At 67.4% G+C, this 22,211-nt stretch carries 29 protein-coding genes; 13 read left to right on the top strand and 16 right to left on the bottom strand.

From position 1 onward, the window contains the following. Nucleotides 1–10: 10 nt before the first annotated feature. Both HWV07_RS09450 and HWV07_RS09445 read right to left on the bottom strand, forming a co-directional pair. Nucleotides 11–211: a YgaP family membrane protein gene (locus tag HWV07_RS09450; protein ID WP_178334061.1), complete on the bottom strand. Its 201-nt coding sequence runs from the start codon at nucleotides 209–211 to the stop codon at nucleotides 11–13. Between the two features lie 208 nt (nucleotides 212–419). Further along, nucleotides 420–968, bottom strand: a complete 549-nt coding sequence (locus HWV07_RS09445) for a hypothetical protein (protein ID WP_178334060.1) — start codon at nucleotides 966–968, stop codon at nucleotides 420–422. Between HWV07_RS09445 and HWV07_RS09440 the strand changes: the two genes are divergently transcribed. Together HWV07_RS09440 and HWV07_RS09435 are read left to right on the top strand one after the other, a co-directional pair. Beyond that, entirely contained in the window at nucleotides 933–1,787 is an 855-nt protein-coding gene (locus tag HWV07_RS09440; RefSeq protein ID WP_178334059.1) for a hypothetical protein, read from the top strand. The two genes, HWV07_RS09445 and HWV07_RS09440, sit on opposite strands and share 36 nt — an antisense overlap. Before the next feature lie 76 nt (nucleotides 1,788–1,863). Beyond that, nucleotides 1,864–2,205 carry a hypothetical protein gene (locus HWV07_RS09435; protein WP_246279864.1) on the top strand — a complete coding sequence of 114 codons (342 nt, stop codon included), beginning with the start codon at nucleotides 1,864–1,866 and terminating at the stop codon, nucleotides 2,203–2,205. 13 nt (nucleotides 2,206–2,218) lie between these two features. Here HWV07_RS09435 and HWV07_RS09430 read toward each other — a convergent pair whose 3' ends face one another. Then, nucleotides 2,219–3,751 carry a hypothetical protein gene (locus HWV07_RS09430; RefSeq protein WP_178334058.1) on the bottom strand — a complete coding sequence of 511 codons (1,533 nt, stop codon included), beginning with the start codon at nucleotides 3,749–3,751 and terminating at the stop codon, nucleotides 2,219–2,221. 674 nt (nucleotides 3,752–4,425) lie between these two features. On the opposite strand from HWV07_RS09430, the gene HWV07_RS09425 reads away from it, so the two are divergent. Then, a complete protein-coding gene (locus HWV07_RS09425; protein WP_178334057.1) occupies nucleotides 4,426–4,845 on the top strand; it encodes a hypothetical protein in 420 nt (139 codons plus the stop codon). A gap of 178 nt (nucleotides 4,846–5,023) precedes the next feature. Here the strand turns inward: HWV07_RS09425 and HWV07_RS09420 are convergent, their stop codons facing one another. Continuing rightward, nucleotides 5,024–5,338: a hypothetical protein gene (locus HWV07_RS09420; RefSeq protein ID WP_178334056.1), complete on the bottom strand. Its 315-nt coding sequence runs from the start codon at nucleotides 5,336–5,338 to the stop codon at nucleotides 5,024–5,026. 356 nt (nucleotides 5,339–5,694) lie between these two features. On the opposite strand from HWV07_RS09420, the gene HWV07_RS09415 reads away from it, so the two are divergent. Further along, nucleotides 5,695–6,177, top strand: coding sequence for a cupin domain-containing protein (locus HWV07_RS09415; protein WP_178334055.1), 483 nt, complete (start codon nucleotides 5,695–5,697; stop codon nucleotides 6,175–6,177). A 5-nt stretch (nucleotides 6,178–6,182) separates the two neighbouring features. Here HWV07_RS09415 and HWV07_RS09410 read toward each other — a convergent pair whose 3' ends face one another. Both HWV07_RS09410 and HWV07_RS09405 read right to left on the bottom strand, forming a co-directional pair. Then, a complete protein-coding gene (locus HWV07_RS09410) occupies nucleotides 6,183–6,467 on the bottom strand; it encodes a hypothetical protein (RefSeq protein WP_178334054.1) in 285 nt (94 codons plus the stop codon). 145 nt (nucleotides 6,468–6,612) lie between these two features. Next, nucleotides 6,613–7,821, bottom strand: a complete 1,209-nt coding sequence (locus tag HWV07_RS09405; RefSeq protein ID WP_178334053.1) for a hypothetical protein — start codon at nucleotides 7,819–7,821, stop codon at nucleotides 6,613–6,615. 195 nt (nucleotides 7,822–8,016) lie between these two features. Between HWV07_RS09405 and HWV07_RS09400 the strand changes: the two genes are divergently transcribed. Next, nucleotides 8,017–8,418: a hypothetical protein gene (locus HWV07_RS09400; protein ID WP_178334052.1), complete on the top strand. Its 402-nt coding sequence runs from the start codon at nucleotides 8,017–8,019 to the stop codon at nucleotides 8,416–8,418. Nucleotides 8,419–8,472: 54 nt separating this feature from the next. Here the strand turns inward: HWV07_RS09400 and HWV07_RS09395 are convergent, their stop codons facing one another. Further along, nucleotides 8,473–9,129: an HAD family hydrolase gene (locus tag HWV07_RS09395; RefSeq protein WP_178334051.1), complete on the bottom strand. Its 657-nt coding sequence runs from the start codon at nucleotides 9,127–9,129 to the stop codon at nucleotides 8,473–8,475. Between the two features lie 176 nt (nucleotides 9,130–9,305). Here HWV07_RS09395 and HWV07_RS09390 point away from each other — a divergent pair, with 176 nt between their 5' ends. Then, nucleotides 9,306–9,530, top strand: a complete 225-nt coding sequence (locus HWV07_RS09390; protein ID WP_178334050.1) for a hypothetical protein — start codon at nucleotides 9,306–9,308, stop codon at nucleotides 9,528–9,530. A 24-nt stretch (nucleotides 9,531–9,554) separates the two neighbouring features. Here HWV07_RS09390 and HWV07_RS19760 read toward each other — a convergent pair whose 3' ends face one another. The 3 genes from HWV07_RS19760 to HWV07_RS09375 all read right to left on the bottom strand — a co-directional run bounded on the left by HWV07_RS19760 (nucleotide 9,555) and on the right by HWV07_RS09375 (nucleotide 11,751). Continuing rightward, complete coding sequence (locus HWV07_RS19760) at nucleotides 9,555–10,205, bottom strand: SPW repeat protein (protein WP_178334049.1); 651 nt, start codon at nucleotides 10,203–10,205, stop codon at nucleotides 9,555–9,557. Between the two features lie 105 nt (nucleotides 10,206–10,310). Then, nucleotides 10,311–11,195, bottom strand: coding sequence for a mechanosensitive ion channel family protein (locus tag HWV07_RS09380; RefSeq protein ID WP_178334048.1), 885 nt, complete (start codon nucleotides 11,193–11,195; stop codon nucleotides 10,311–10,313). A gap of 64 nt (nucleotides 11,196–11,259) precedes the next feature. Then, entirely contained in the window at nucleotides 11,260–11,751 is a 492-nt protein-coding gene (locus HWV07_RS09375; protein WP_178334047.1) for a YciE/YciF ferroxidase family protein, read from the bottom strand. 289 nt (nucleotides 11,752–12,040) lie between these two features. On the opposite strand from HWV07_RS09375, the gene HWV07_RS09370 reads away from it, so the two are divergent. After that, nucleotides 12,041–12,319, top strand: a complete 279-nt coding sequence (locus HWV07_RS09370; protein ID WP_246279863.1) for a hypothetical protein — start codon at nucleotides 12,041–12,043, stop codon at nucleotides 12,317–12,319. Between the two features lie 85 nt (nucleotides 12,320–12,404). Here HWV07_RS09370 and HWV07_RS09365 read toward each other — a convergent pair whose 3' ends face one another. After that, a complete protein-coding gene (locus HWV07_RS09365; protein WP_178334046.1) occupies nucleotides 12,405–12,929 on the bottom strand; it encodes a hypothetical protein in 525 nt (174 codons plus the stop codon). Nucleotides 12,930–13,110: 181 nt separating this feature from the next. Between HWV07_RS09365 and HWV07_RS09360 the strand changes: the two genes are divergently transcribed. The 3 genes from HWV07_RS09360 to HWV07_RS09350 all read left to right on the top strand — a co-directional run bounded on the left by HWV07_RS09360 (nucleotide 13,111) and on the right by HWV07_RS09350 (nucleotide 15,335). Continuing rightward, complete coding sequence (locus tag HWV07_RS09360) at nucleotides 13,111–13,845, top strand: GNAT family N-acetyltransferase (protein ID WP_178334045.1); 735 nt, start codon at nucleotides 13,111–13,113, stop codon at nucleotides 13,843–13,845. 109 nt (nucleotides 13,846–13,954) lie between these two features. After that, nucleotides 13,955–14,884: a ribonucleotide-diphosphate reductase subunit beta gene (locus HWV07_RS09355; RefSeq protein ID WP_178334044.1), complete on the top strand. Its 930-nt coding sequence runs from the start codon at nucleotides 13,955–13,957 to the stop codon at nucleotides 14,882–14,884. Between the two features lie 157 nt (nucleotides 14,885–15,041). Then, complete coding sequence (locus HWV07_RS09350) at nucleotides 15,042–15,335, top strand: hypothetical protein (protein WP_178334043.1); 294 nt, start codon at nucleotides 15,042–15,044, stop codon at nucleotides 15,333–15,335. A gap of 194 nt (nucleotides 15,336–15,529) precedes the next feature. Here HWV07_RS09350 and HWV07_RS09345 read toward each other — a convergent pair whose 3' ends face one another. From HWV07_RS09345 to HWV07_RS09335, 3 genes are all read right to left on the bottom strand, one after another. Beyond that, nucleotides 15,530–16,039 (bottom strand): metal-dependent hydrolase, encoded by a 510-nt coding sequence (locus tag HWV07_RS09345; RefSeq protein WP_178334042.1) that lies wholly within the window; start codon nucleotides 16,037–16,039, stop codon nucleotides 15,530–15,532. Between the two features lies 1 nt (nucleotide 16,040). Next, nucleotides 16,041–16,208, bottom strand: coding sequence for a hypothetical protein (locus HWV07_RS09340; protein ID WP_178334041.1), 168 nt, complete (start codon nucleotides 16,206–16,208; stop codon nucleotides 16,041–16,043). A gap of 82 nt (nucleotides 16,209–16,290) precedes the next feature. Beyond that, nucleotides 16,291–17,010, bottom strand: coding sequence for a hypothetical protein (locus HWV07_RS09335; RefSeq protein ID WP_178334040.1), 720 nt, complete (start codon nucleotides 17,008–17,010; stop codon nucleotides 16,291–16,293). A gap of 152 nt (nucleotides 17,011–17,162) precedes the next feature. Between HWV07_RS09335 and HWV07_RS09330 the strand changes: the two genes are divergently transcribed. Beyond that, on the top strand, nucleotides 17,163–17,492 hold the full coding sequence (locus HWV07_RS09330) for a hypothetical protein (protein WP_178334039.1): 330 nt from the start codon (nucleotides 17,163–17,165) through the stop codon (nucleotides 17,490–17,492). 8 nt (nucleotides 17,493–17,500) lie between these two features. Here HWV07_RS09330 and HWV07_RS09325 read toward each other — a convergent pair whose 3' ends face one another. Together HWV07_RS09325 and HWV07_RS09320 are read right to left on the bottom strand one after the other, a co-directional pair. Beyond that, nucleotides 17,501–18,127 (bottom strand): DUF2238 domain-containing protein, encoded by a 627-nt coding sequence (locus tag HWV07_RS09325; protein WP_178334038.1) that lies wholly within the window; start codon nucleotides 18,125–18,127, stop codon nucleotides 17,501–17,503. Beyond that, on the bottom strand, nucleotides 18,124–18,714 hold the full coding sequence (locus tag HWV07_RS09320) for a hypothetical protein (RefSeq protein WP_211694262.1): 591 nt from the start codon (nucleotides 18,712–18,714) through the stop codon (nucleotides 18,124–18,126). Before HWV07_RS09320 ends, HWV07_RS09325 begins: the two co-directional genes overlap by 4 nt. A 150-nt stretch (nucleotides 18,715–18,864) precedes the next feature. On the opposite strand from HWV07_RS09320, the gene HWV07_RS09315 reads away from it, so the two are divergent. Together HWV07_RS09315 and HWV07_RS09310 are read left to right on the top strand one after the other, a co-directional pair. Continuing rightward, nucleotides 18,865–19,995, top strand: a complete 1,131-nt coding sequence (locus HWV07_RS09315) for an MFS transporter (protein ID WP_178336033.1) — start codon at nucleotides 18,865–18,867, stop codon at nucleotides 19,993–19,995. 78 nt (nucleotides 19,996–20,073) lie between these two features. Next, on the top strand, nucleotides 20,074–22,029 hold the full coding sequence (locus HWV07_RS09310; protein ID WP_178334037.1) for an ABC transporter ATP-binding protein: 1,956 nt from the start codon (nucleotides 20,074–20,076) through the stop codon (nucleotides 22,027–22,029). Nucleotides 22,030–22,211: the final 182 nt, after the last annotated feature.

Below are 22,211 nucleotides of genomic sequence, written 5' to 3'. Positions count from 1 at the left end.
GGGTCGCCGTCTACGACCCGGGACAGGTATCGACGCCGAGCAGCGCGTTCACCGGACACCGCTGGATGACTGCGGTCGCCAGGAGGTCGCTGCCGGCGAGGAACGCGAGCGTCCCCGTTCTCGACTCGCGGTTCCGATAGCCGAACCCGAGCAGCGCGAGCGCCACCGCGACGCGGAGCCAGCGATCGATGCCGCCGACGTTCCGATCCATATCGGTACGTCGTTACGTGCGCCGAAAGCCGTGTTTGCCGGCTGGCTAATCGAGCCGATAGCGTGTTTGCCCGGTCGTGACCACTCCGTTCACGCTCGCCGTTACGTCGACCGTACTCGCGAGACCCGGCGCTCGCGGGCGGATTCGACGCCGCTGACGGGGCCGTAATCCCCGATTTGGTAGCGGCGAGGCGACCTTACCAGGGAAACTATTGGACCGCTTTATCCGGGTTCCGGGCGTCGTTCCGGGTAGCGGGTACTCCCCGCCTGTGATCACCGTGAGTCAGAATCCACATCGACACGCGAATCCGCAGGCGTATCGGGAAGGCCAGGACGACGAGGACGGGAGGGACGACCAGCAACGGCAGTACGGTCAGCAGTACCAGCAGGGGTATAGCCAGCAGGGACAGGGGGGCCAGAATCGGCAGCACCAGGGGCAGAACCAGCGGCAGGGACAGCATCAGCAGAGTCAGAACAGGAATCGGCAACAACAGTTCGGCGGCCAGCAGAACCAGCAGGGTCGTCAGAACCAGCAGTCCCAGGAACCGCTGCGACAGGAGATTCAGCAGCAGCGACAGGAGGAACTCTCCGAGCAGCCCACCCACTCCCAGGGGTCCCAGCAGGGCCGCCAGTCCGGCCAGGACCAGTACCGACAGCACGGCCAGCAGTCGGGCCAGCGCCAGCAGTCCGGCCAGAGGTCCCAGGGTGGCCGCCAGCAGAAAGTGAGCCAGAACCAGCAGCGGCAGTTCGGTGGCCACCAGGACCAGTTCGGAAGCCAGCAGAACCAGCAGGGTCAGCAGCACCAGCAGAGCCAACAGCCGCACGGGACGGCCGAGAACTACCGGACGCAGCAGGGTTCGACCCAGCAGGGACAGCAGCAGGGTGGCCAGTCCCAGCAATACAGCCAGCAGCGGGACCAGACCCAGTTCGGCGGCCAGCAGTCCAACCAGGGCCAGCAGAACCAGTTCGGTAGTCAGCAGGGACAGCGCTCTCAGCAGGACCAGGGCCAGCGGACGCACCTGGGTGGCCAGCAGAGCTACCTGAGCCAGCCGAGCGACGACCAGCGCCAGCAGTCCCAGCAGGGCTCGTCCCAGCGGTCCCAGCAGAATCAGCAGAGCCAGCAGAATCACGGGACGCCCCAGAACTACCGGACGCAGCAGGGGTCGACCCAGCAGGGACAGCAGCAGAGCGGTGGCCAGCAGGGTGGCCAGTCCCGACAGTTCGGCCAGCAGCAGGGCAGACAGCGGCGTCAGCAGAACCAGCAGGGCCGACAGAACCAGCAGGGCCAGCAGTACGGCCAGCAGCGCCAGGGCAACCAGCAGGTCGACCAGGGGCTCCAGTACGGTGGCGAAGCCCGCCACGAGCAGAACGACGCGTACGTGGGCGGCGAGCAGTCCTTCGGTGAGCCCACCCAACAGCAGCAGGGCGGTCGCCCCGGCCAGCAGGACGTCCAGCAGCAGGCCGAGCAGTTCCCCGGCCAGTTCCAGGGCCAGCAGCAGTACAGCCAGGGCCACGCCCACGAGATGGACGCCGAGCACTCGCCCATCAACCAGGACATCGACAAGCAGCAGCGATAGCCGCTGGGACGCACCGTTCAGGGGTTCGTGAGCCGCCGTTCGATTTTTCGTTTCCCGTCCCCTAGTAGCCGACGCGATGGTGGCAGACTACGACGTCCACGAACCCGAGTACTCGGGGACGACGACCGACGAGTGGTCAGCGCCACAGAAACAGGACTTCGACACCGACGACCTCGGAGAGATCGCCGATCACTTCGTCATGTCCGAGTCGGGGTTCCCGCCAGACGCGTTCACCGACCTGCAGTTGCCCGTCGTGGAGCCGGACGGGGACCTCAACGAGAACGCGCTTCAGACGGCACACGGCGGCGCACACAGCGTCGAGGCGATGGACGACGTCGACGACGAGACGGTCGAGGACGTCCAGGAGATCCTCGAGGAACTCTCGCAGGAGGCCTTCAACGAAGATATCGGCGACTAAGAGGGGTTGCCGGCTACTCCTCGTCCCCGTCCTCGTCGCGACCGAGGCGGCGTCGCGCGAGCTCGCCGAAGCCGAGCAGTCCACCGAGCCCGGAGACGAATCCGAGGCCTGGCTGGTCCTCCGCGCCGGCGGCGTCGGTGAGCTCCGAGGTCGCCGTCGCGGTCGAGGGTTCGTTGCTCGCCTCCGCGGCGGCGTTCGTCCGGGACGCGTTCGTCGGGGTGGTGTTCTCCGGGGTAGACGAGGTGTTGAGCTGGATGTGCTGCTCCTCCGTCCGGTTCACGCTCACGGTCGACGTGTCGGAGTCGGCCGTCGGAGTGGGGGTCCCATCGGCGGACAGGTCACTGCTCGTCGAGCCGCCGGACGTACTCCGACTCGAGGTGCCACCACCGCTCGTGGAGCCGCCGCTCGACGAGTCCTGTGCGCTCGTCGAGTCCGACGACGGCTGTGAGCCACCGGACGAGTCGTCGTCACTCGTGCTGTCGTTCGTGCTCCCGCTGCTCGTGCTGTCGTCACTCGGGGTGTCCTCGTTCGTATTATCGCTGCTCGTGCTGTCGTCGCTGGTGGAACCCGATTCGGTGGAATCGTCGGGGGAGTCGTCGCTTTCGTTCTGCTGCTCGTCCGTCCCGTCGCTCTCCTGGGAGTCCTGCTGGCCGCTCGTCTCGGGCGAACAGTTCGCCGAGTCGAGGTTGGCGTAGCTGTACTGGTCTCCGAGAACCTTGAAGTGGAGCTTATCGATGACTTTTCCGGCGTTATCGCCGGTGCCCTCGAGGGTCACCGGGAGTTCGTAGGCGCCGTTGTCGGCGTCGTCGGCGGTCCCGGGCGGGTTCTCGCTCGACCCGTCGGTGAACTCGAGGCGGACGTCGTCGATCCGATCTTCGCCATGGATCAGTTCCTCTTCCTCGACGGTAACGCTGGTGCAGTTGAAACGGAGCGCCTTCTCGGAACCGGGCGAACAGCCCTCGAATTGAACCTCCATCTCGACCTCGGGGTTGTGCTCGACGACCCTCTGGAGCGAGCGGCCTGGCGAGCCGTATCGTCGCTCTGCGTCGGGACCACTACCGCCGCGGTTCCGGAACTGCTTCGTGGCGCCCTCCGAGACCACGGCGAGATGCCTGGGCGGTTCGTCCGGCGTCTGCCACATCGAGCAGGACACCTCGAGGCTGCTGGCGCGGTCGTTGGTCTCGGTGACGGACTCGTCGCCGCGCGTCGCCGTGACCTCCCTGATGACGCCCTGCCAGCTACCGATGCGTGCGCGCGACGAGCCGTTCGTGTATCCGACGTCGAACTCGTTGCCGGCGTTCCACTCGTCCCGAGCGGCGCCGTCGAACGTGTGGGTCTCACCGTCGGCGGTGGTGATGCTCACCGTGTCGGGGTCGACGTCGTCGTCGCGCGCGCCGATCGTCGCGACCAGATTGTTCGAGTGGATAGTGATATCGGGAGAGAAATCCTGGGAATCCTGTTCTTGCGCTTCTGCGGACGCGACAGTGACCGGGACGACTGCGCCTGCTGCGATGGCGTTCACGACCTGTCGCCTTGTCGGGGACATTGCTCCCCAGAAAGTTGTTGGTAGTGATATACCCGCCCGACCGTGTAGAGTGGTAAGACCGACGTACGTCCGTGTAGGACTGTCTTAGAACGGACGTATTCGGACGATTCCGGCGCTGTATCCGACATCTAGGCGAAATCAGTAACCGACGGTTTCCATCGACCCTTCCGACCCCGAAATTTGCGATACCGCTCGACAGTGGCTAGATCGACTCGATGACTCGCACGTGTGCGAACAAGCGCAATATCTACTACCTGAGAGGAACGAGGAGCGCGTCATCACGAGTCCGTCCCCTAGCGGACCGACCTGGTGGGCGACGGACAGCGGGAATGTATCGGCGCCTAGGCAAGCAGTTAACGACCTCATAATAATCCTCCTCGTAACCTGACGTAGGGTGGAATGAAGCGAGGAGCTCTCATCACGGTGGGTGTGGTCTGTCTGGTCTTGCTCGGGGGGCTGCGTCGGCCCCTTCGGCGGCGGTGAGGAGACCGACGATCCGACGGCCACCGACACGGCCACGCCGACAGAGACGGCGACACCGACAGCAACGTCGACCGACCGAAACAGCGACCGCGACGCCGACTGCGACTGCGACGGCTACGGCGACGCCGACCGCGACCCCACAGGAGTCCTGGTCGGAACCGGAGCAACCGAACACGCCGCTGCAGAACAACATGGACGAGGAAGAGGGCGAGCGAATCCAGTCGATCGACGTCACCGGGTACGGTGGCGGCGACGGCGGATCGGCCTCGTTCCGCCTCGACGTCACGGCGAACACGTCGATGCCGGACGTCGACCCGGCGGAGCACGGGACGGTCCGGGGGGAGCCGTTCTTCCTGGTCTACCTCGACGCCGCCACAGAGAACGACTCCCGGTTCACCTACGTCGAGGGCGCGCTCGTCGAGCGCTCCCCGGAGCTCTCACACGAGTCCTCCGGCAGGTACACCCTGACCGTGCCGCAGGGCGCCTTCGAGGAGAACGGCGCCGAGCCGGGCGAACACGAGCTCCTGGTGCTGCTGATGGACCAGGACAAGGACTGGGACGACATCTACGGGATGCAGACGGTCACCGTCGAGTACCAGCCCGACGAGTAACTCGTCGGCCCGGCGGTTCCGGCTTCGGTATTTCTCTGGGGGATACTTCGAACGAGCCGATAGCTCGGAGCCGGCGCTCTCACCAGCTCGTCTCCGGGAGCGTCGATCTGGATTCGTCGTAGAAGCAGCGCGGTCTCGTCTCGGGTCGTTGCGTCCGGTCTTCGAGTTCGGAAGGGCTTCAGTTACCGTTCGGAGCCGCGTCCAGGTCTTCCTCCAGTCGACCGAGTCGGGCGGCGATGGTCTCACGGAGCGAACTGTCGTCGGGGGCACGGAGGAGCGCGATGAGCGACCACATGGTGCAGGCGCCGAAGGAGCCCAGCGCGGAGAACGTCATCCCCATCGTGAAGAACGTCATCGAGTAGACGGCGCCGATGGTCATCGACGGGATGCTCGTCGCCCGCGGGACGCGCGCTGCCGTATCACGGAGGGTCGGGTAGAGGAACATCACCGACAGGGAACTCCCCGCCAGGAAGATGAAGTCCTGCCACATCATCGCTGGTTGCCTCCGTTCGATACTGATTGAAGATTCGCTACCTGGAACACACTGCTTACTTCGCGTCAGGGGTTAAGTAATCGACGATTGTGAATATTTGATGACAGGATGATGGTTGGCTGTGGTTGAATATCGGGGGTATTGAGTTGCTACCTGGGCGTATTTCCCATATCGGGTCCTACAGGCTTCTAAGGCTGGTTTAGGGTAATATTACTACCACCTTACCGGTCTGGTCGGTGAATCTGTACCATGTTTGGGAGTCCTTTCCACCGGGTACTGGGCCCGAGTTTGGGCCGTCGGGATGCGCGCGCCAGACCAGGCGAAGAATTACCTCGGTGGGGTCGCTGCGAGCCCCCATGGAGAAGACGAACGTCGACGACCAGGAGTGGTCGACGACCGAGCGGGGGGAGACCGAGTTCAGACGGAAGCAACTCGCCGAGGCGGCCGGCGGCGAGGAGATTGGCTGCAGCCTCTACGTGCTTCCGCCGGGGCGGCGGTCGTGGCCCTACCACTACCACACCGCCAACGAAGAGGCGCTGTTCGTTCTCGAGGGTTGCGGGACGCTCCGGCACGACGACGGGACCGCACCGCTCGCTGCGGGCGACTACGTCGCGCTCCCGTCTGGGGCGGAGGGTGGCCACCGGGTCGTCAACGACTCCGACGAACCGTTACGGTACCTGGCGGTCTCGACGATGAACGACCCGGACGTGACGGTGTATCCGGACTCCGAGAAGGTCGGGGTGTTCGTCGGTTCGCCGCCCGGCGGTCGCGACGAGCGCAGCGTCCACGGCTACTACCGCCGCGACGACGACGTCGATTACTGGGCGGGCGAGGAGTAGTCCGCTCAGTCGAGGCGGTTGGCGTCCGCGAGCTCGCCGACCTCCTCCCAGCTCTCGTCGCTCATCCCACGCTTGCGGAGCCGGATCGGCCCGCCGGGCTGGGGGCCGCTGGTGAGTTCGACGAGGAACTCCTCGTCCTCGTTGCGGCCCTCGGCCTCCAGGCCGCGGTTCTCGTCGACGTCGACCTCGGTGAGCGTGGTCTCGATCGTCTCGCCGTCCTCGATCGAGAGCTTCCAGTCGCCCTCACCCATCTTGCCGATCGTGACCGCGAGCTGGTCGAGTTCCGACATGGGAGATTGTTGTTTCTCGGGCGACAAAAAGAGCCGGGTCGTACGACCGACGTACCGCGTGGCACCGGGTTTCCGTTCGGATTCCACGGATAGTAAGACCGCGCTTCGCGGGCGCTGCTGGGATTAACAGACGGGTCGGACCCTCCTAGCGGGGGCTTTCAGGTTCCATCCGCGTGAACGGTGGCCGTCGTTTAATCGCTCCTCCGCGTACCTTGAGCCGAGCTACCACATGCACCAGCAGGACCGCGGTACCCAGGGCCGAGGCGGACAGCACGGTGGCCGACGCGACCAGTCGGGCGGTCGGCAGCCGCCGGACCAGCAGGGCAGGGGCAGAGAGCAGCAAGGTGGACAGCAGTACCCGCCATCCCAATCCGGCCAGCCAGGTGAGAGGCAGCAACCTCCTCAGGGCAGCTCGAACGAGCCCCGCCGGGGCCAGCAAGGCGGCCAACCGGCGCCACAACAGCAGGGTGGACAGCAGTCCGGTGTCCAGCAGGGCGGGACGCGGGGCGAGCCCCCTGCTGCTCAGGACCAGACTCGGGGACGACAGCACCAGTCCAGTCAGCAGCATCACCACCAGGGTCAGCAACCTCCACAGTCCGGAGGCCACCCTGGTAACCAGCCGCAGTCGGGACAGCGACCCAGTCGGCCACCCGGTGGACAGCAGCAGTCCGGTCAGCAGGGCGGACCGCCGCCTCAAGGGCAGCATCCCCCGGAGCAACAGGCCGTCAGCCACCGATCGTCGCCCGGCGGGCAGCAGAACCGCGGTACCCAGCCCCCGGCGGGCCAGCGACCGCCGGAGGGACAGGTTCCTCGGCAAGCCCAACAGCCACCGCAGAACCGACAGCCACCGCAGAGCCAACAGACGCCACAGGGCCAGCAGCCCACGGGGGGACGACCGCAGGAACCGCAGGGAGGGCAGCGTCGACAGGGTGGACAGCGACAGTCCGGGCCGTCGGGCCAGGGCCAGCAGCCCCAGCCCTCCGGCGGCCAACGGCCACCGCAACCCCAGAACCAGCCACCGTCGCAGTCCGCCGGCCGGCAGCCGCCGAGGTCCGGGGGTCGACAGCCGTCTCCACAGGGAGGGCCGAATCCCCAGCCGACTCGACAGCAGGGCGAGCAGTTCCAGGGACAGGGAGGCCAGCAGGGTGGCTCGGCCGATCGGCAAGGTGGCGGGCAGGGGCGCAGTCAGCACCCCACCGGTCACGAGGCGCTCCCGCCGAAGGCCGATCAGTCGGGACAGCGGGGTGGCCGCCAGCAGCAGTCCCAGGTGAACCAACGTCCCGTCCAGTCCGGACCGCAGAGCCACCAGGGACAGGCCGCCGGTCGGCAGGGTCGACCGGAGCGACAGAGCCACCAGAACGCCCCGTCGGGCGGTCACAGTGGGCACCGATCGGGAGGAACACAGCAGGGCAGGCCAACTAATCAACACTCCCCGGAGCAGGACCGGCAGCGGACGGGCGGCCAGCACTCGCGAGATCAAGCCCCTGGCTCACAGGGCCGCGGCCAGCAGGGCCGGAACGCCGAGCCGTGGGGCCGGGACGCACAGCGATTGGACGAGGAACGAGACGGAGGGGAGCACGAGCAGGAAACGGGTGGCCAGCAGGAACAGGGCGACGCCGACCGCGAAAGGGACGACCGTCAGGAGGAGCCCGAAACCGAGCAGAACCGAACTGCAGACCAGGCGGAACAGAGCGGTCGAGCGGAGGAGGACCAGGAGTCCGAGGAAGGAGAGAGCCAGGAACTCGGAGAGCAGGCGGAACAGCAGTCACAAGAGCGGACCGACGAGCAGTCCGAGGGCCAGGCCGACGAACAGTCCGAAGCGCTGTCCGACGAAGGTGAGGAGGACGACAGCGATAGCGGGCTGACTGACGAGGACCGGAGTCGCGGCGGCAAGAACTCCTCGGAGAACCTGGAGCGCGACGACCAGGGCCGCTTCGTCAGGAAGGACTGATCGAGCCCCCGGGTCGACGGACCCGACGCGACGTCGACCGAGCCGGGTCTGGCCTCACCGACAGACGCCGTGGAGGTCGTGCAGGGAGTCGAGGTCGTAGGTGGGGTCGACCGATAGCTCGTGGTCGATGCGGTGCGGTCGGCGGAGGAACGCCGAGTCCACGCCGGCGGCCTCGGCCGCCCGGACGTCGCTCTCGTTGTCGCCGACGAACAGCGCCGTCTCGGCGTCGAGGTCAGCGAGCGCCCGCTCGATGTAGTGCGGTTCGGGCTTCTTCAGGCGCAGGCTCTCGACGGTCGGCTCCCGGCCGTAGGCCGCGTCGAACAGGTCGGCGACACCGAAGTGCTCGAGGGCGAAGTCGACGGTCGCCTGCTGGTTCGAGGAGACGATACCGAGCGGCTGGTCGAGGTCCGCGATGGTGCTGATGTCGTCGTAGAGGCGCTTGCGGCCCTCGCGGATCTCCTCGCGCTGGACGTCCGCCGCGACCCGGTCCCGCGTCGCCCAGAACTCCGCGGCGTCGAGGTCGTAGGTCGTACACACCTTCCGGACGTCGTCGGGCGAGACGCCGACGACCATGGACTCGACGTGCTCGGGGTCGGGGTCCGGGACGCCGACCTCCTCGAAGGCGTCCCAGGCGGCTTCGTGTAACCGTTCGTAGTGGGTCCGCCCGACGAGCACGCCGTCGTTGTCGAAGACGACGGCGTCGTAGTTCATACTCCAACGTCGTCACGTCCGCCTAAAAGCGTTTCACCCGACCGTAGCACGCGTCCGCGCGTGCGACAGCGCTCGGACCGCCGCCTCGGTCCCACCCGAAAACGTATTACTCCTCGGTGTCGCAGGCCGGGTAAGACTCCCCTATGCCGTCTCCCGACCACCCTACCGTCCTCGAGATGGTCCGTGCCGATCCCGTCCGGAGCGGCCTGTTCGTCGCCACGCCGATCGTCGTCGCCGCCGTCCAGTTGCTCAACAGCGTCGTCCACGGGCTCTCCTTTCTCGTCTCGGTGCCCTTCGCCGCCGTGATGCTGGCGTTCTCGGCGCTGCTCGTGTCCTACCAGTTCGCACAGTACCGGGTCGACCGACTCGAGACGGAGACGTACGGGTCCGCGACCAACTGACCGTCCACCGGGACGGTCAGCGCGTCAGGCGCGGGCGCTCGAACCGCGCGGGGCGTCCGTCCGTCGGCTCTCGTAGGCGTTGTACCCCGACAGGATGGCCACGGCGATTCCGCTGGCCATCGTACCCCAGACGAGCGCGGCGCTCCCGTACGCCAGCAGGAACGGCGCGGCGATCGCCCACAGCCCGAGCAGCGACGTGAGGCTCGTGCTCCCGACGTCCGGTCGGCGGTCCTTCGACATCCGGTAGAAGCCGTAGCCGGCGAGCAGGAATATCGCACCGCCCGTGGCGGCGTTGTTCCACTGGGACACCCGGGCCGTCTCGTAGAGGAACGCCGAGGCGGCGATCCACAGCCCGATGAGCGAGACGACCCCGCTCAGCCACTTGACGGCGTCCGTGTCGGCGCGCGCACGACCCTTCCTGTCCGTGTCCACGCGGCCCTGCTCCGGGTCGGTGTTGGCGGGGTCCGTCCGCTCGGACGGCCGGCGGTTGGAACTGGTGGTCGGCGAGTCCTCCGACCGGTGCCGGTTCGTATCGGCGCCCGCTCGGGCGTCCCCGGCTCCGAGCCGGTCAGTGCCCGTCACCTGGCTGTCGGGGTCGGGGCGTCGATCACCGTCCGTCCGCTCGTCGGTGTCGTTCCCGGCGCTGCGGTTCGGGTCGGTCGGAGGGTCGCTCATTACGGTCGGCGAATACGGCTCGACGCTTCATAACGACCCGACACGGTTTGCCGGCGACGCCTCCGCCGGTGGCGACTACGGTCGGCTTAACCGGGACGTGCTGTCTCAGGGCTCGGAGCCCGGGTCCGGACCCGGGTCCCGGTCACCGTCGATGTGGAGGGCCCCCGAGAGATCGTGTTCGGAGGGCGGACTGACGCCGATGCCCGCCGCCTCGAGGCGCTCCTTGACCCGACGGATGTACGTCGACCGCGTCCTGATGACGTTCTTCCGCGTCGGGTCCTCCAGCCAGAAGAAGACGCGGAGGTGGACGGCGCTGTCCCCGAGGTCCTCGACGACCACCTGGGGCCGCGGCGTCTCGAGGACGCCCTCCAGTTCTTCGACCTCCTCGCGGAGCGCCGTCGCCGCGGCGTCGATGCTGTCGTCGTAGGAGATGCCGAACTCGGCGCCGATGCGGATCCGGTTGCGGTTGTATGGGTGGGTCACTGCCGACGTCGCGAGCGTGGTGTTGGGAACGACGATGACCTGGTTGTCGGCGGTCCGGACGCGCGTCACCCGGAACCGGATGGTCTCGACGACGCCAGCGCCCTCCTCCCACTCGATCCAGTCGCCGACGTTGAAGTCCGGGTCGACGACGAGGAAGAGGCCGCTGACGAGGTCGCCGATGACCTCCTGGCCGGCGACGCCCAGCGCCAGCGTCGCTGCCGCGATGACGAGCGCCGACCCCGAGAGGAGGTCGCCGTACCCGGAGAACGCGAGGCCGATGATCGCCGCGAGGACGAGGATCGCCAGCCGCGTGTACCGACCGACGGCGTCGACGAGCGTCGGGTTCCGCTGGTTGCGCCGGCGGATGACGCGCATGATGGCCGGCCTGACCACCAGCTGTCCGACGAGGTAGGCGACGACGAACGCGAAGATGCCCCAGGCGGCCGGTTCGGCGAGCTGGCTGTACTCCTCGGACACCTGCTCGACCTCCGGCGGGACCTCGACCATCAGCTCTCAGGAGCCACGTCGGCGCTCTCGGGCAAAAAAGCGGGGTTTCCGGCCACGAACCGCGTTACGCGGGGATCTGCTGGTAGTCGTAGGACTCGGTGAGGTCCTTGAGCTTCTCGAGGGCCTCCTTCTCCTCCTCGAGGTTCTGGCCCAGCAGGTCGGCCGCCTCGTCGTAGCCGAGCTGGTCGGCCAGGAACGCGAGGTTCCCGTAGGCCGCGATCTCGTAGTGCTCGGTCTTCTCGGCGGCGTTGATGTTGTGGACGTCGAGGATGTGCTGTTCGGGGTCCTCGTCGAGGAACGACTCGTGCTCCTCGACGAGTCCCTGGATCGCCTCGCACTCCTCGGTCTCCGGCGGCTCGCCGATGATGTCGAAGACCTCCTCGAGGCGGTCGACGTGGCCCTCGGTCTCCTCGTGGTGCTCCTCGAAGGCCGACGCGATCTCCTCGTTCTCGGTCTGCTCTGCGAGCTCCTCGAGGGCGTCCAGGAGCTCGTTCTCGGCGAAGTAGATGTCCTCCAGCTGGTGCTCGAACAGGTCTTCGATTGAGTCCATGCTCATGCGGATGGACGTAGCCGCGACAGCCGGATTAGTATACGTCGGCTTCCCGACCGCCAACACGTCAATCAAAATGTACGTTCGCGTTACTCCCGGGAAAGCCCGGCGCAACGCCTGAAACCGCGTTCTGTCACCGGCTCGGACCGCTGATTACTTCCATCGGGACCGACCGCGTTCCGAGCGCTCGCTGCGACCGCCGCGAGCGATGTACGGCGGTCTTACTCTGAGGTGCCCTGGCTTTCCGTTCGCACCCTGTTGCTAACAAAGGGCAAAGCGGCGCGAGTACCTATGCATGCAGAACCAATCGCAGATGAAGGAGTCGAAAGAAGCGTCGAAGAGCACCGCCATCGATCCGCTGGTGCTGACCGCAGGTGCGTCCGTCCTGCTCGCCTGGGCGGCGTTCTACGGGAAGGGCGACAAGGAGCAGGGCCTGTTCATCGGGCTGTGGCCGCCGACGCTGCTGGCCTTCGCGAGCTACTTCCGCCTGAACAAGATAGAGGAGAAACTGGAGCAGCAGGGCGCCTCCGGCATCGTCCGCCGCGTCCAGCAGGCGATCGAACAGCAGCAGTAAGTCGCCCCGCAGCACCGCGATTCACAAGGGCACTCTGGCCGCCCTTTTTGCAGTCGCTCTCACTCCAGAGCCCTGGGCTCGCCGGTCAGTCCTCGTAGTCGTACTCCTCCTCGGGGTCGTCGGCGCCCTCGCCGCGGGAGCCGACCCACGCGCCGAGCGTGAGGCCGTAGACGAGGTGGCCGGCGTGGAACAGCGTGAGTTCGTCCTCGTCGAGCCGGATGTCGAGGATCTCCTCGAGCATGACGCGCGACCCGAACGCCGACAGGCCCATGCCGTAGACCGCACCCCACATGATGCCGCGCTGTTCGGCCTCGATGGGCCGTTCGGAGTCCAGGAAGCCGAAAAGTCCGCCGAAGACGGCGCCGGACGTGACGCCGTAGACGAGGTGGAGCAGCAGGCCGGCGACCGGGTAGTCCTCGGGGTCGCCGCCCCGGACAAACTTCGCCCAGAAGTTCGCCGACGGCGGGAGCGACCGCATCAGCGGGAGCCGGAACGCGGTCATCACGAACGTCGCGACCAGTCCGCCCTGGACGCCGCGACCGATCCAGTGGACGATCGACGGCCGGTCGTCGCTCGACGATTCCTCGGCCTGGCGCAGCAGTTCGGCCATACCGACACGACGTCGGACCGCTCCTTTAGTACGCTTCCCGTAGTCCGGCGGTCTCGAGGCAGCGCGGGGGCGAAGGCCGCACTTACGCGCCGTTCCGGTCGGCGTCGGGTCGCGCCGTTCCGGTCGGACCCCGTGCTAACCAGAACCAAAGGCTCAAAGACGTGCCGGTCGTCCCACCGATATGGAGACCAGCGATCGGCCGACCTTCGAGAGCGAGGCCGGCGAGGAGATCTACCGGTTCGTCGAGCGCCACGGGACGGCGGCGCGACACCGCGTCCGCGAGGTGACGTCGCTGCCCCCCGAGGAGTTCCAGGACGCCCTCGAGCGGCTGCAGTCCCGCGGCTACCTTGAGGACGACGGCGGCACCCTGGAGGTCGCCCTTGACGTCGGCTCCGTCGAGGCGTACTCGACCGACGACGGCCTCGAGTACGTCGTCCGGCCGGCCCGCCAGGCCGACTTCGAGAGCCTCATCAACACCATCCGCGACGTCACCAGCGAGGAGACGTACGTCGTCGCCGAGTCCATCGCCGAACAGCTCCTCTACGAGGACGCCGTCAACCGGCACAACACCGCCGAGTCTCGCGTCTTCTTCGTCGCCACGGTCGACGGCGAGGTCGTCGGCTGGTCGCACCTCGACCTCCCGCAGCTCGACAAGCTCCAGAGCAACGCCCAGCTGACGGTCGGCGTCCGCAGCGAGTTCCAGGGCCACGGCATCGGCACCCGCCTCACCGAGCGCGCCCTCGACTGGGCGGAGGCCAACGGCTACCGGAAGGTGTACAACAGCGTCCCGACGACGAACGACCGCGCGCTGGCCTTCCTCGAGAACAACGGCTGGGAGACCGAGGGCGTCCGCAAGGACCACTACACCATCGGCGACGACCACGTCGACGAAGTGATGCTCGCCTACACGTTCTGACCGACGGCGACGCCGGGCCCGTCCCTGTACTTCGACGGCCGGCTTTTCAACGAACCTGCAGTGCGCGGTCGAACACCTATGGTGGTGGCTCGCAAAGGAAGCACCGACCATGAATATCGATAACACGCGGCATCTCCAGCTGGACCGGGAGAGTCGGGGGACGCGCTACTACCGGAACGCGGTGGAACGACACTGGGACCCCTTCGACATCGACCTCGAGGCCGACAAGGCGGCGCTCGTCGACCACCTGCAGACCGTCGACGAGGCGGAGTCGCACTTCGACGGGATGCGGATGGGCGTCGCGCGGTTCGGCGCCGGCGAGCAGGCGGTCACCGAGGACCTCGCGCCGCTGGCGACCGCCCTCGACGACATCGACGACCAGATGTTCGTCACGACGCAGATCTACGAGGAGGCCAAACACACCGACCACTTCGACCGCTACTGGCGGGAGGTCATCCACCACGCCGAGGACGAACTCGGCTTCGAGCGCTCCTCGCCGACCGACGACAAGTGGTTCAACGACGCCTACGACGAGCTCTTCGAGCGCAACGAGGACGCGATGAACCGCCTGCTCGACGACCCCTCGCCCGAGACGTTCGCGAAGGCGTACTGCCACTACCACCTCGTCATCGAGGGCATCCTCGCCCAGACCGGCTACTACGGGATGCAGCAGTCCTACTCGGAGAGCGACCATCCGGAGCTGCCGCACCTCCCCGGCCTCTACGAGGGCTTCACGCTCATCCGGCAGGACGAGGGCCGCCACGTCGGCTTCGGGATGGCGAAGCTCAAGGAGCTCGTCGAGGAGGGCGTCGACCCGCAACTGCTCGACGACACCGTCAACGAGATCCTGCCGTACGTCAACAAGATCGCCGCCAATCCCGAGGACGAGTACGTCGAGGACGTCGGTCCCTCGCCGACGGAGCTGCAGGCCTTCGCTACCGACAAGCACGTCGAGCGGATGGAGCAGATCAAGGACGCCGCCGAGGACATCCCCGACCTCGAGTCGCTGACCGAACTGCAGGGCGTCGGCGACGACTGACCGCGTCGCACTGCGAACGGCGGCGACGCCGGACGTCTCGAACGGCCTCTCCTCGAACGTTTTCTGGTCGTCACGAGAGCCTCGACGTAGTCGATGTCACGCCAATGCCACGGAGTATTATAGGCGCGGCGGCCGAACCTGGACGTAGACCGCGACCATGAACACCGAACTCGATCTCGAGAGCGAACTCGTCCAGGACGTCGTCAGAGACGTGGTCCGCGTGGGGCTGCTCTCGCCGCTCCGCGACCCGATCCTCGAGGCCGTCCAGGAGGTGACCGGCGAGCCCGTGGCGCCCACCGACGAAGCGGACGTCGACGAGGCGGAGACCGAGGAGTCCGCCGATGGCAGCGAGAAGAGCACTCTCGCCAGGGGCCTGCGGGGCCTGATCGTCTTCGTCGTGATGTTCAGCGTGCTGTACCTCACGATCCAGCGGTTCGCTGGCGACGACTAGACCCGACGGGACTGCGCCACAGGCCGCCGGCACAGCGCAGTTCAACGAGCGGCGTCCATCCTCCTCGTGAGAACGGTGTCGAGCGTCGAATCGGAGCGACGCTACTCGTCCGTGGACTCGACGACGAGGGACCGGGCGACGCTGGCGCGCTCGTCCCTGAGACCGGGGCATCACCCGAGGACGCGACCTGAGCGTCACACTGGACTCCCGGGACGGCCGTCGTTCCACCACAGCGCCACCGCGAGCGCCAGCAACACGAGTTCCACCCACAGCGTGGTGACCGTCGCCCCGCCGATATCGACCAGCGGCTTCGTGCCCTCGTACTCGGGCATGGGGGTGACGGGCCACAGCAGGAACCCGAGTTCGTCGCGGAGCCCGAGGACGAGCGGCCAGAGCGCGTCGCCGGCCAGGTGTGCGCCGTACCCGAACGCGAAGGCCGTGCCGACCGGCTGCGGGAGCGACGAGCGGCGAACGAGGCGGGCGACGGCGAGGCAGACCGGGAGTGCCAGCAGCAGCGTGTGGCCGATCGTTCGCGTCGTCGGGAACCCGGCGAGGTGGTACAGGGGCTGGTCGATCAGGTCCGGGAGCACCGCACCGCCCACGAGGGCTAGCGTCGCCAGGGTCGTCGGCGCTTCCTCGTCGACGATTCGGCGACTCCCGCTGTACAGGAGGTAGGCGACGCCGGGGTGGGCTGGCGGGAACACGCTACTCCAAACCGACGAACACGGTCTTCAGTCGGCTCCCGCAGTGCGGACAGCAGAGCGTCTGCCACTTCTTCGGGTCGAGACCGCCCATCGTCTTCGTCCGCCGGGCCGCCTCGCTGCGGACCTCGGCGTCGCAGGTCTCGCAGGTGAGTGTCTCGGGGACGGACATCCCGTCGGCAGTAGGGACTGGATCCTCCTAACCGCTTCCGGTGGCTTCGAGGGCAGGGCTGATCCCGACTCGTTCGCGACCGCTAGTCGCCCTCCCGGGTGAGTTCAATGTGGGTCCCTATCAACAGGAGAACGACGCCGACGAACCCGAGCACGTACCGGAGTGCCTGGTACTGCCGGAACTCCGGTCCGGGGTGGTTGATCGATCTGTCGGTACCCACGACGGTGTAGAAGGTCCCGTTCTGGAGGTAGATGCGACCGAGGTCGTCCCGCTCGAGTTCCTCGAACGACGTCACCGTCTCGCCGCTGACGGCGGCGTAGTGTTCCAGGGTGGTGGTGCTGCGGTCGGGGATCGAGTGGCCCGAGACGTCGGCCGCGGATTGGGTCAGGACGCTCCTCGGCGGGACTTGCGTGACGTCGTGCGTCACGTTGGAGTCGTTCGGTCGGTGGATCCGTCGATAGTAGTCGCCGTTGATCTCGACGAAATCGGGAGTGGCATGGCCCCACTTCAGCTGTCTCGAGACCGTAACCGGCGGGTTGTCCGCGAGGTACTCGTCGAACGCGCAGGCGCGTTCGCCCTCCCGATCGGTCCGCTGGCAACCGACATCTTGGAGATTGTTCCGGCGGTGGAACCGACGGTTGTCGATGCCGTCGTAGGTTATCGTCCCGTCTTCGACGGTGATCTCCGAGCGCTCGTACGTGTACTCGGACTCACCGGCGTGCGGGAACAGCCAGATGGAGTTCGTGACCAGGAGGAGGCCGACGACCGCGAGGAGGGCGGCCTGCGTTCGGCGGGAGACCATAGCCAGAACGGGTACACCGGGGGGCCTAAGTATTTTCGGGTAGGGATTTTCTGGAATCAACGCACGTTCTGATTGTCGTCGCCTCTGCGTTCGTTCGAGGGTGGTTCCCTAGCGGCCAGATATCCAAATGTCTGGAGGCCGACTTCGATAGTATGGCAGGACAGGAGGCGACCCCATCGAACGCTGAGATCGAGGAGCGACTTCAACAGGTCGGTCGGTACTCACGCCTCGTCCGCGCAGGGCTGGGCGTCATCGTGATCGCGTTCCTGCTGGCGGTCGTCGGCGTCCTTCCCGCGAACCTCGACAGCCCCGCGCAGGCGATCCAGGCCATCCAGATGCCGCTGACGTTCGTCGGCCTGGGACTGATCCTCTTCGGGATCGGGATGCACCTCCACCTGATGCACCTGAACCTGGTCCGGCAGCTCCAGCCGGATTCCGACGACGGGTCTCGCTCCGACTCGGACGCCGACGACTCGGGCTGACCGGCGCCTCACCGGAGTCGGCGCCGGATGAACGGGACGAAGTCCTCGAAGTAGCCGGTCCCCCAGACGGCGACGAGGACGCCGCCGATCACGTTGAACACCATATCGGTGACGATGTCGTCGATGCCGAACACCTGGACCGGCGACGTCGTCCCGAGGACCTGCGAGACCCAGACGGCGCCGAACTCGAAGACCTCCCAGATGACGCTGAACGCGAGGACGAAGACGAGGATGAAGACGCCCCGCAGGTTCGACGTGAGCTCGATCTCCGAGGAGTGCTTCTCGAGGGCCGTCAGCACCGCGTAGCCGATGCCGGCGACGAGGAACGCCGAGACCGTGTGGGTGATCTCGTCGTACCACGAGAACCAGACGTAGAACCCCAGCGAGCCGAAGGCGTGCAGGAACACCGCGACGGTGATCAGCAGGACGAGTCCGGCGTCCATCGTGTAGCTGTACTCCCGCCGCAGGAGCGCTGGGAGGAACGTCACCGCCAGGGGCAGGCCGGCGTTGACCGCCAGTTCGAACTGCAGCGTCACCAGCCCGTAGCCGAGGATGACGGCCAGCGCAACCTGCAGGGCGCGGACGAGGCGGTACTCCTGTGTCTCGGAGAGCTGCAGGTGGTCGCCGAGCGTCATGGCGAACGAGCGGTGTCGTCCAGTTGTTCGTACGTTCCGACGTGCTCGACGCGACCGAAGTACCACTCGAAGAGGACGCCCATGACGAGGCCGACCACGGTCACGGCGACGATGTCGACCTGGAGCTCTCGCTGAGAGTGGAGGAAGCCGGTGTCAAGCCACAGGTCGGAGTAGTACTGGGCGATCACCCACAGCCCCTGGACGGCCAGCGTCGAGAGGACCGCGAAGGCGACGGCGAACCGACGGCTCATCTCCACGGACGTGAACGCGTCTATCTCGACGGCCGTCAGCAGTGCGAACCCGGCGACGACGAAGTAGCCGGCGACCTCCGTCGAGAGCCCGTACCCGCCGAGGAGGGCGGCGACCGCGGAGACGAGCAGGAGCGGCCACGGCGCCATCACGCGCCAGTCGCGCATCCAGATCGGCGGGAGGACGACGACGGCGAGGAGGATCGCTGCGAACCCGGCCCACAGCAGGGCGCCAGAGAGGACGCTCTGGACGACGACGAACGCCACGAGGCCCGTCGACAGCCAGCCGACACCGGCGTTCACGGACTCGTTCCTGGCGAGCACGTCGAGTGGTGCCACACCCTACGTAGGGCCGAGAGACGGATAAATCGTGACATAGCGGCCCCTCGCCGCAGTCCTCGTCTCGATATCCGTACACCGAAGTGGGGCCCGGTCGCCACTCGAGACGTGCAGCACGAGGAGCGACTGGTGGGCGGCTACACCGGCCGGATGCTCGCGGTCACGGCGCTGGCGTGGGCGGCACTGCAGCTTGCACGCTTCGCGGTGCCGCCGTTGCTGCCGGAGATCCGGACGGACCTCTCGCTGACGCTGGCACAGGCCGGCGTCGCGCTGACCGTCCTGCAGGGCGTCTACGCCGTCTTCCAGTACCCGAGCGGCCGGCTCTCGGACAGCTGGAGCCGGGCGACGCTGCTGGTGCCGTCGCTGGTCGTCCTCGCGGGCGCGTGCGTCGTGGTCGGGACGGCCCGGAGCTACTGGTGGTTCGTCGCCGGCGTGGGCGTCTTCGGACTCGGGAAGGGGCTCTACGCCATCCCCTCGCGGGCGCTGCTCTCGGACCTGTTCGTCGAGCACCGAGGGCGGGCCCTTGGCGTCTTCAGCGCGGGCACCGACCTCGGCGGGATGCTCGCCTCCGGCGCGGCGGTCGCGGCGATCGCGCTGGCGACGTGGCGTGCGGTGTTCCTGCCCGTCGCGGTCGTCCTCGCCGCGCTGGCGGCGCTGTTCGTCCTCTGGAATCGCGAGCCTTACGTCGTCGAGGCCGCCGACCTGGCGGTGTTGTCGACCGCCCGCCGGCTCCTGGCCACGCCGCGGCAGCGCTGGAGCATCGTCTCGTTCGTCCTGTTCTACTTCATGGTCAACGGCGTGCTGAACTTCCTGCCGGAGTTCCTCCGCGAGACGAAGGCGTTCTCGCCGACGCTGGCGAGTGCCGCCTACGCGATGCTGTTCGGCTTCGGCATCGCCATCAAGCCGGTCTCGGGTGCGGTCAGCGATCGGTTCCCCAGACACTCCGTCGCCGTCGCGGGGATGATCCTCGCCGCGGCCGCCCTCGGTGTGCTCGTCGTCGCCGAGTCGCTGGTCGGTATCGGCGTCGCCATCGTCCTCTTCGCGGTCGGCTACAAGGCGCAGTTCCCGGTCATCGACGCCATCCTGCTGGACGCGGCGCCCGACGCGAACGCGGGCGGCGACCTCGGGGCCGCCCGGGCGCTGTTCCAGGGCGTCGGCAGCCTCGGCCCCGCCTTCGTGGGGTTCACGGCCGGGGCTCTCGACTTCACCGTCGCGTTCGCGGCGCTCGCGGGGGTACTCGTCGTCGCGGCAGGTATCCTGCTGTGGATCGGCCGGCAGTGAACGAGCGGATCGGCTGGGGACTGACCGAACCGACCGCTATCGCGGGATACATGGGGTGCGGCCGTCTCCCTCGGCACGATGGGAACGGCAGACGACGACGGCGTCTTCGAGGTCTACCGCGACCGGGTCGACCGGCCGCTCTCGCGGCTGTTCCGCGAGTACGGGCTCAGGGAGATCGAGTGGTTCACGCTGGGGATGGTCGCGAACGTCACGGCGCGGGTCGCCAGCCTGCTGCCGCCGCTGGTGCTCGGCGTCGCCATCGACGCGGTGTTCGTCGGCGAGAGCGACTACACGCTGCCGCTCGTCCCGGACGCCTGGCTGCCGACCGGCGACGAGGCGCAGTTCTGGTTCTCGGTCGCGGTCATCGTCGGCTCCTTCGTCGTCACCGGCGTCTTCACCTGGATCTACGGCGTCGCCGCCAACGTCTTCGCCCACCGGGTGATGCACGACGTCCGCACCGACAGTTTCGCGAAGATGCAGCGACTCGACATGCCCTTCTTCGACGACAAGCAGACCGGCGAGGTGATGAGCGTCCTGAACAACGACGCCTCGAACCTCGAGGTCTTCCTCGACAACGCCCTGCAGAACTCCGCGCGCCTGGGCGTGATGGTGCTGGGCATCGCCGCGGTCCTCGTCTACCTGAACTGGCAGCTGGCGCTCGTCACGCTCGTGGTCATCCCCGCGATGGTGGGCTTCACGCTCTGGTTCATGCGCGCTGTCGAGCCGCGGTACGTCGCCCAGCGCTCCAGCGTCGGCGACCTGAACACGCGCCTGGAGAACAGCCTCGGCGGCGTCGAACTGGTGAAGGCCTCGGCGACCGAGGACCACGAGACCGAGAAGGTGACCGCCGCCTCCTACTCGTACTTCGAGCACACGATGGCCGTCCTGCGGCTGAACTACCTCTACCGGCCGGGCATGGAGCTGCTCGCCGGCGTCGCCTTCGCCGCGACGTTCCTCGTCGGCGGCGTCTGGCTGTTCTCCGGGGCGCCCGGCCCCTTCACCGGCGAGCTCTCGGTCGGCGCGTTCGTCACGTTCATCTTCCTCACCCAGCGGATCGTCACGCCGCTGGCGGAGGTGAGCAACATCGTCGACCAGTACGAGAACGCGAAGGCCTCCAGCGAGCGCGTCTTCGGGCTGATGGACGTCCCGGTGAAGATCACCGGCCCCGACGACCACGCGCCGCTCGACGACGTGGCGGGCCGCGTCGAGTACCGCGACGTCGACTTCGCGTATCCGGAGACGGCGCTGGCCGCCGCCGAGGGCGACGAGCACGGCGAACTCGTCCTCTCGGACGTCACGTTCACCGCGGAACCGGGCGAGACGGTCGCACTCGTGGGGCCGACCGGCGCCGGGAAGTCGACGGTCTGCAAGCTCCTGCTACGGCTCTACGACGTCACGGACGGCGAGATCAGGCTCGACGGGACGGACATCCGCGAGTACGCCCTCGAGGACCTCCGGGGAGCGATCGGCTACGTCAGCCAGGATACCGTCCTCTTCGACGGCACGGTCGCCGAGAACATCCGCTACGGCCGGTTCGACGCCTCGCACGAGGACGTCGTCGCGGCGGCGAAGGACGCCGAGGCCCACGAGTTCATCCAGCGACTGCCCCAGGGGTACGACACTCGCGTCGGCGAGGACGGCGTCAAGTTGTCGGGCGGGCAGCGTCAGCGGCTCTCGATCGCCCGGACGGTCCTGCAGGACCCCGAGATCCTCGTCTTCGACGAGGCCACCAGCGCCGTCGACACCGAGACCGAACTGCTCATCCAGCGGTCGCTGGAGCGGCTCACCGAGGATCGAACGACGTTCGTGATCGCTCACCGGCTGTCGACGGTCCGGGACGCCGACCGCATCCTCGTCCTCGACGGCGGCGAGATCGTCGAGCGCGGCACTCACGAGGCCCTCCTCGAGGACGGCGGGCTCTACGCGACGCTGTGGAGCGTCCAGGCCGGCGAGATCGAGTCGCTGCCCGACGAGTTCCTCGCGGACGCGCGGCGGCGCGCCGCCGAACGGCCGCCGCGGGACGGCGAGGACTGATCGACTGCTGGATCACGACCTCCATCGACCGGCAGAAAGCGGAGCCGTATCTCCTGCTTCCGGCAGAAGGGAAACTCGAACCGACGAGTCGGCCAGGAATCCTGCGTGGTTCGACTCTATCGGAACCATTCGTCTACACGATAGTCGTCCTGGGGCACGAACATCCAAAACTCTCGCGAGTG

It is taken from the genome of Natronomonas salina, assembly GCF_013391105.1.
Taxonomy (GTDB): domain Archaea; phylum Halobacteriota; class Halobacteria; order Halobacteriales; family Haloarculaceae; genus Natronomonas; species Natronomonas salina.
Note: the sequence above shows the minus strand (reverse complement) of the source record. Positions and strands in the feature narration are given on the sequence as shown.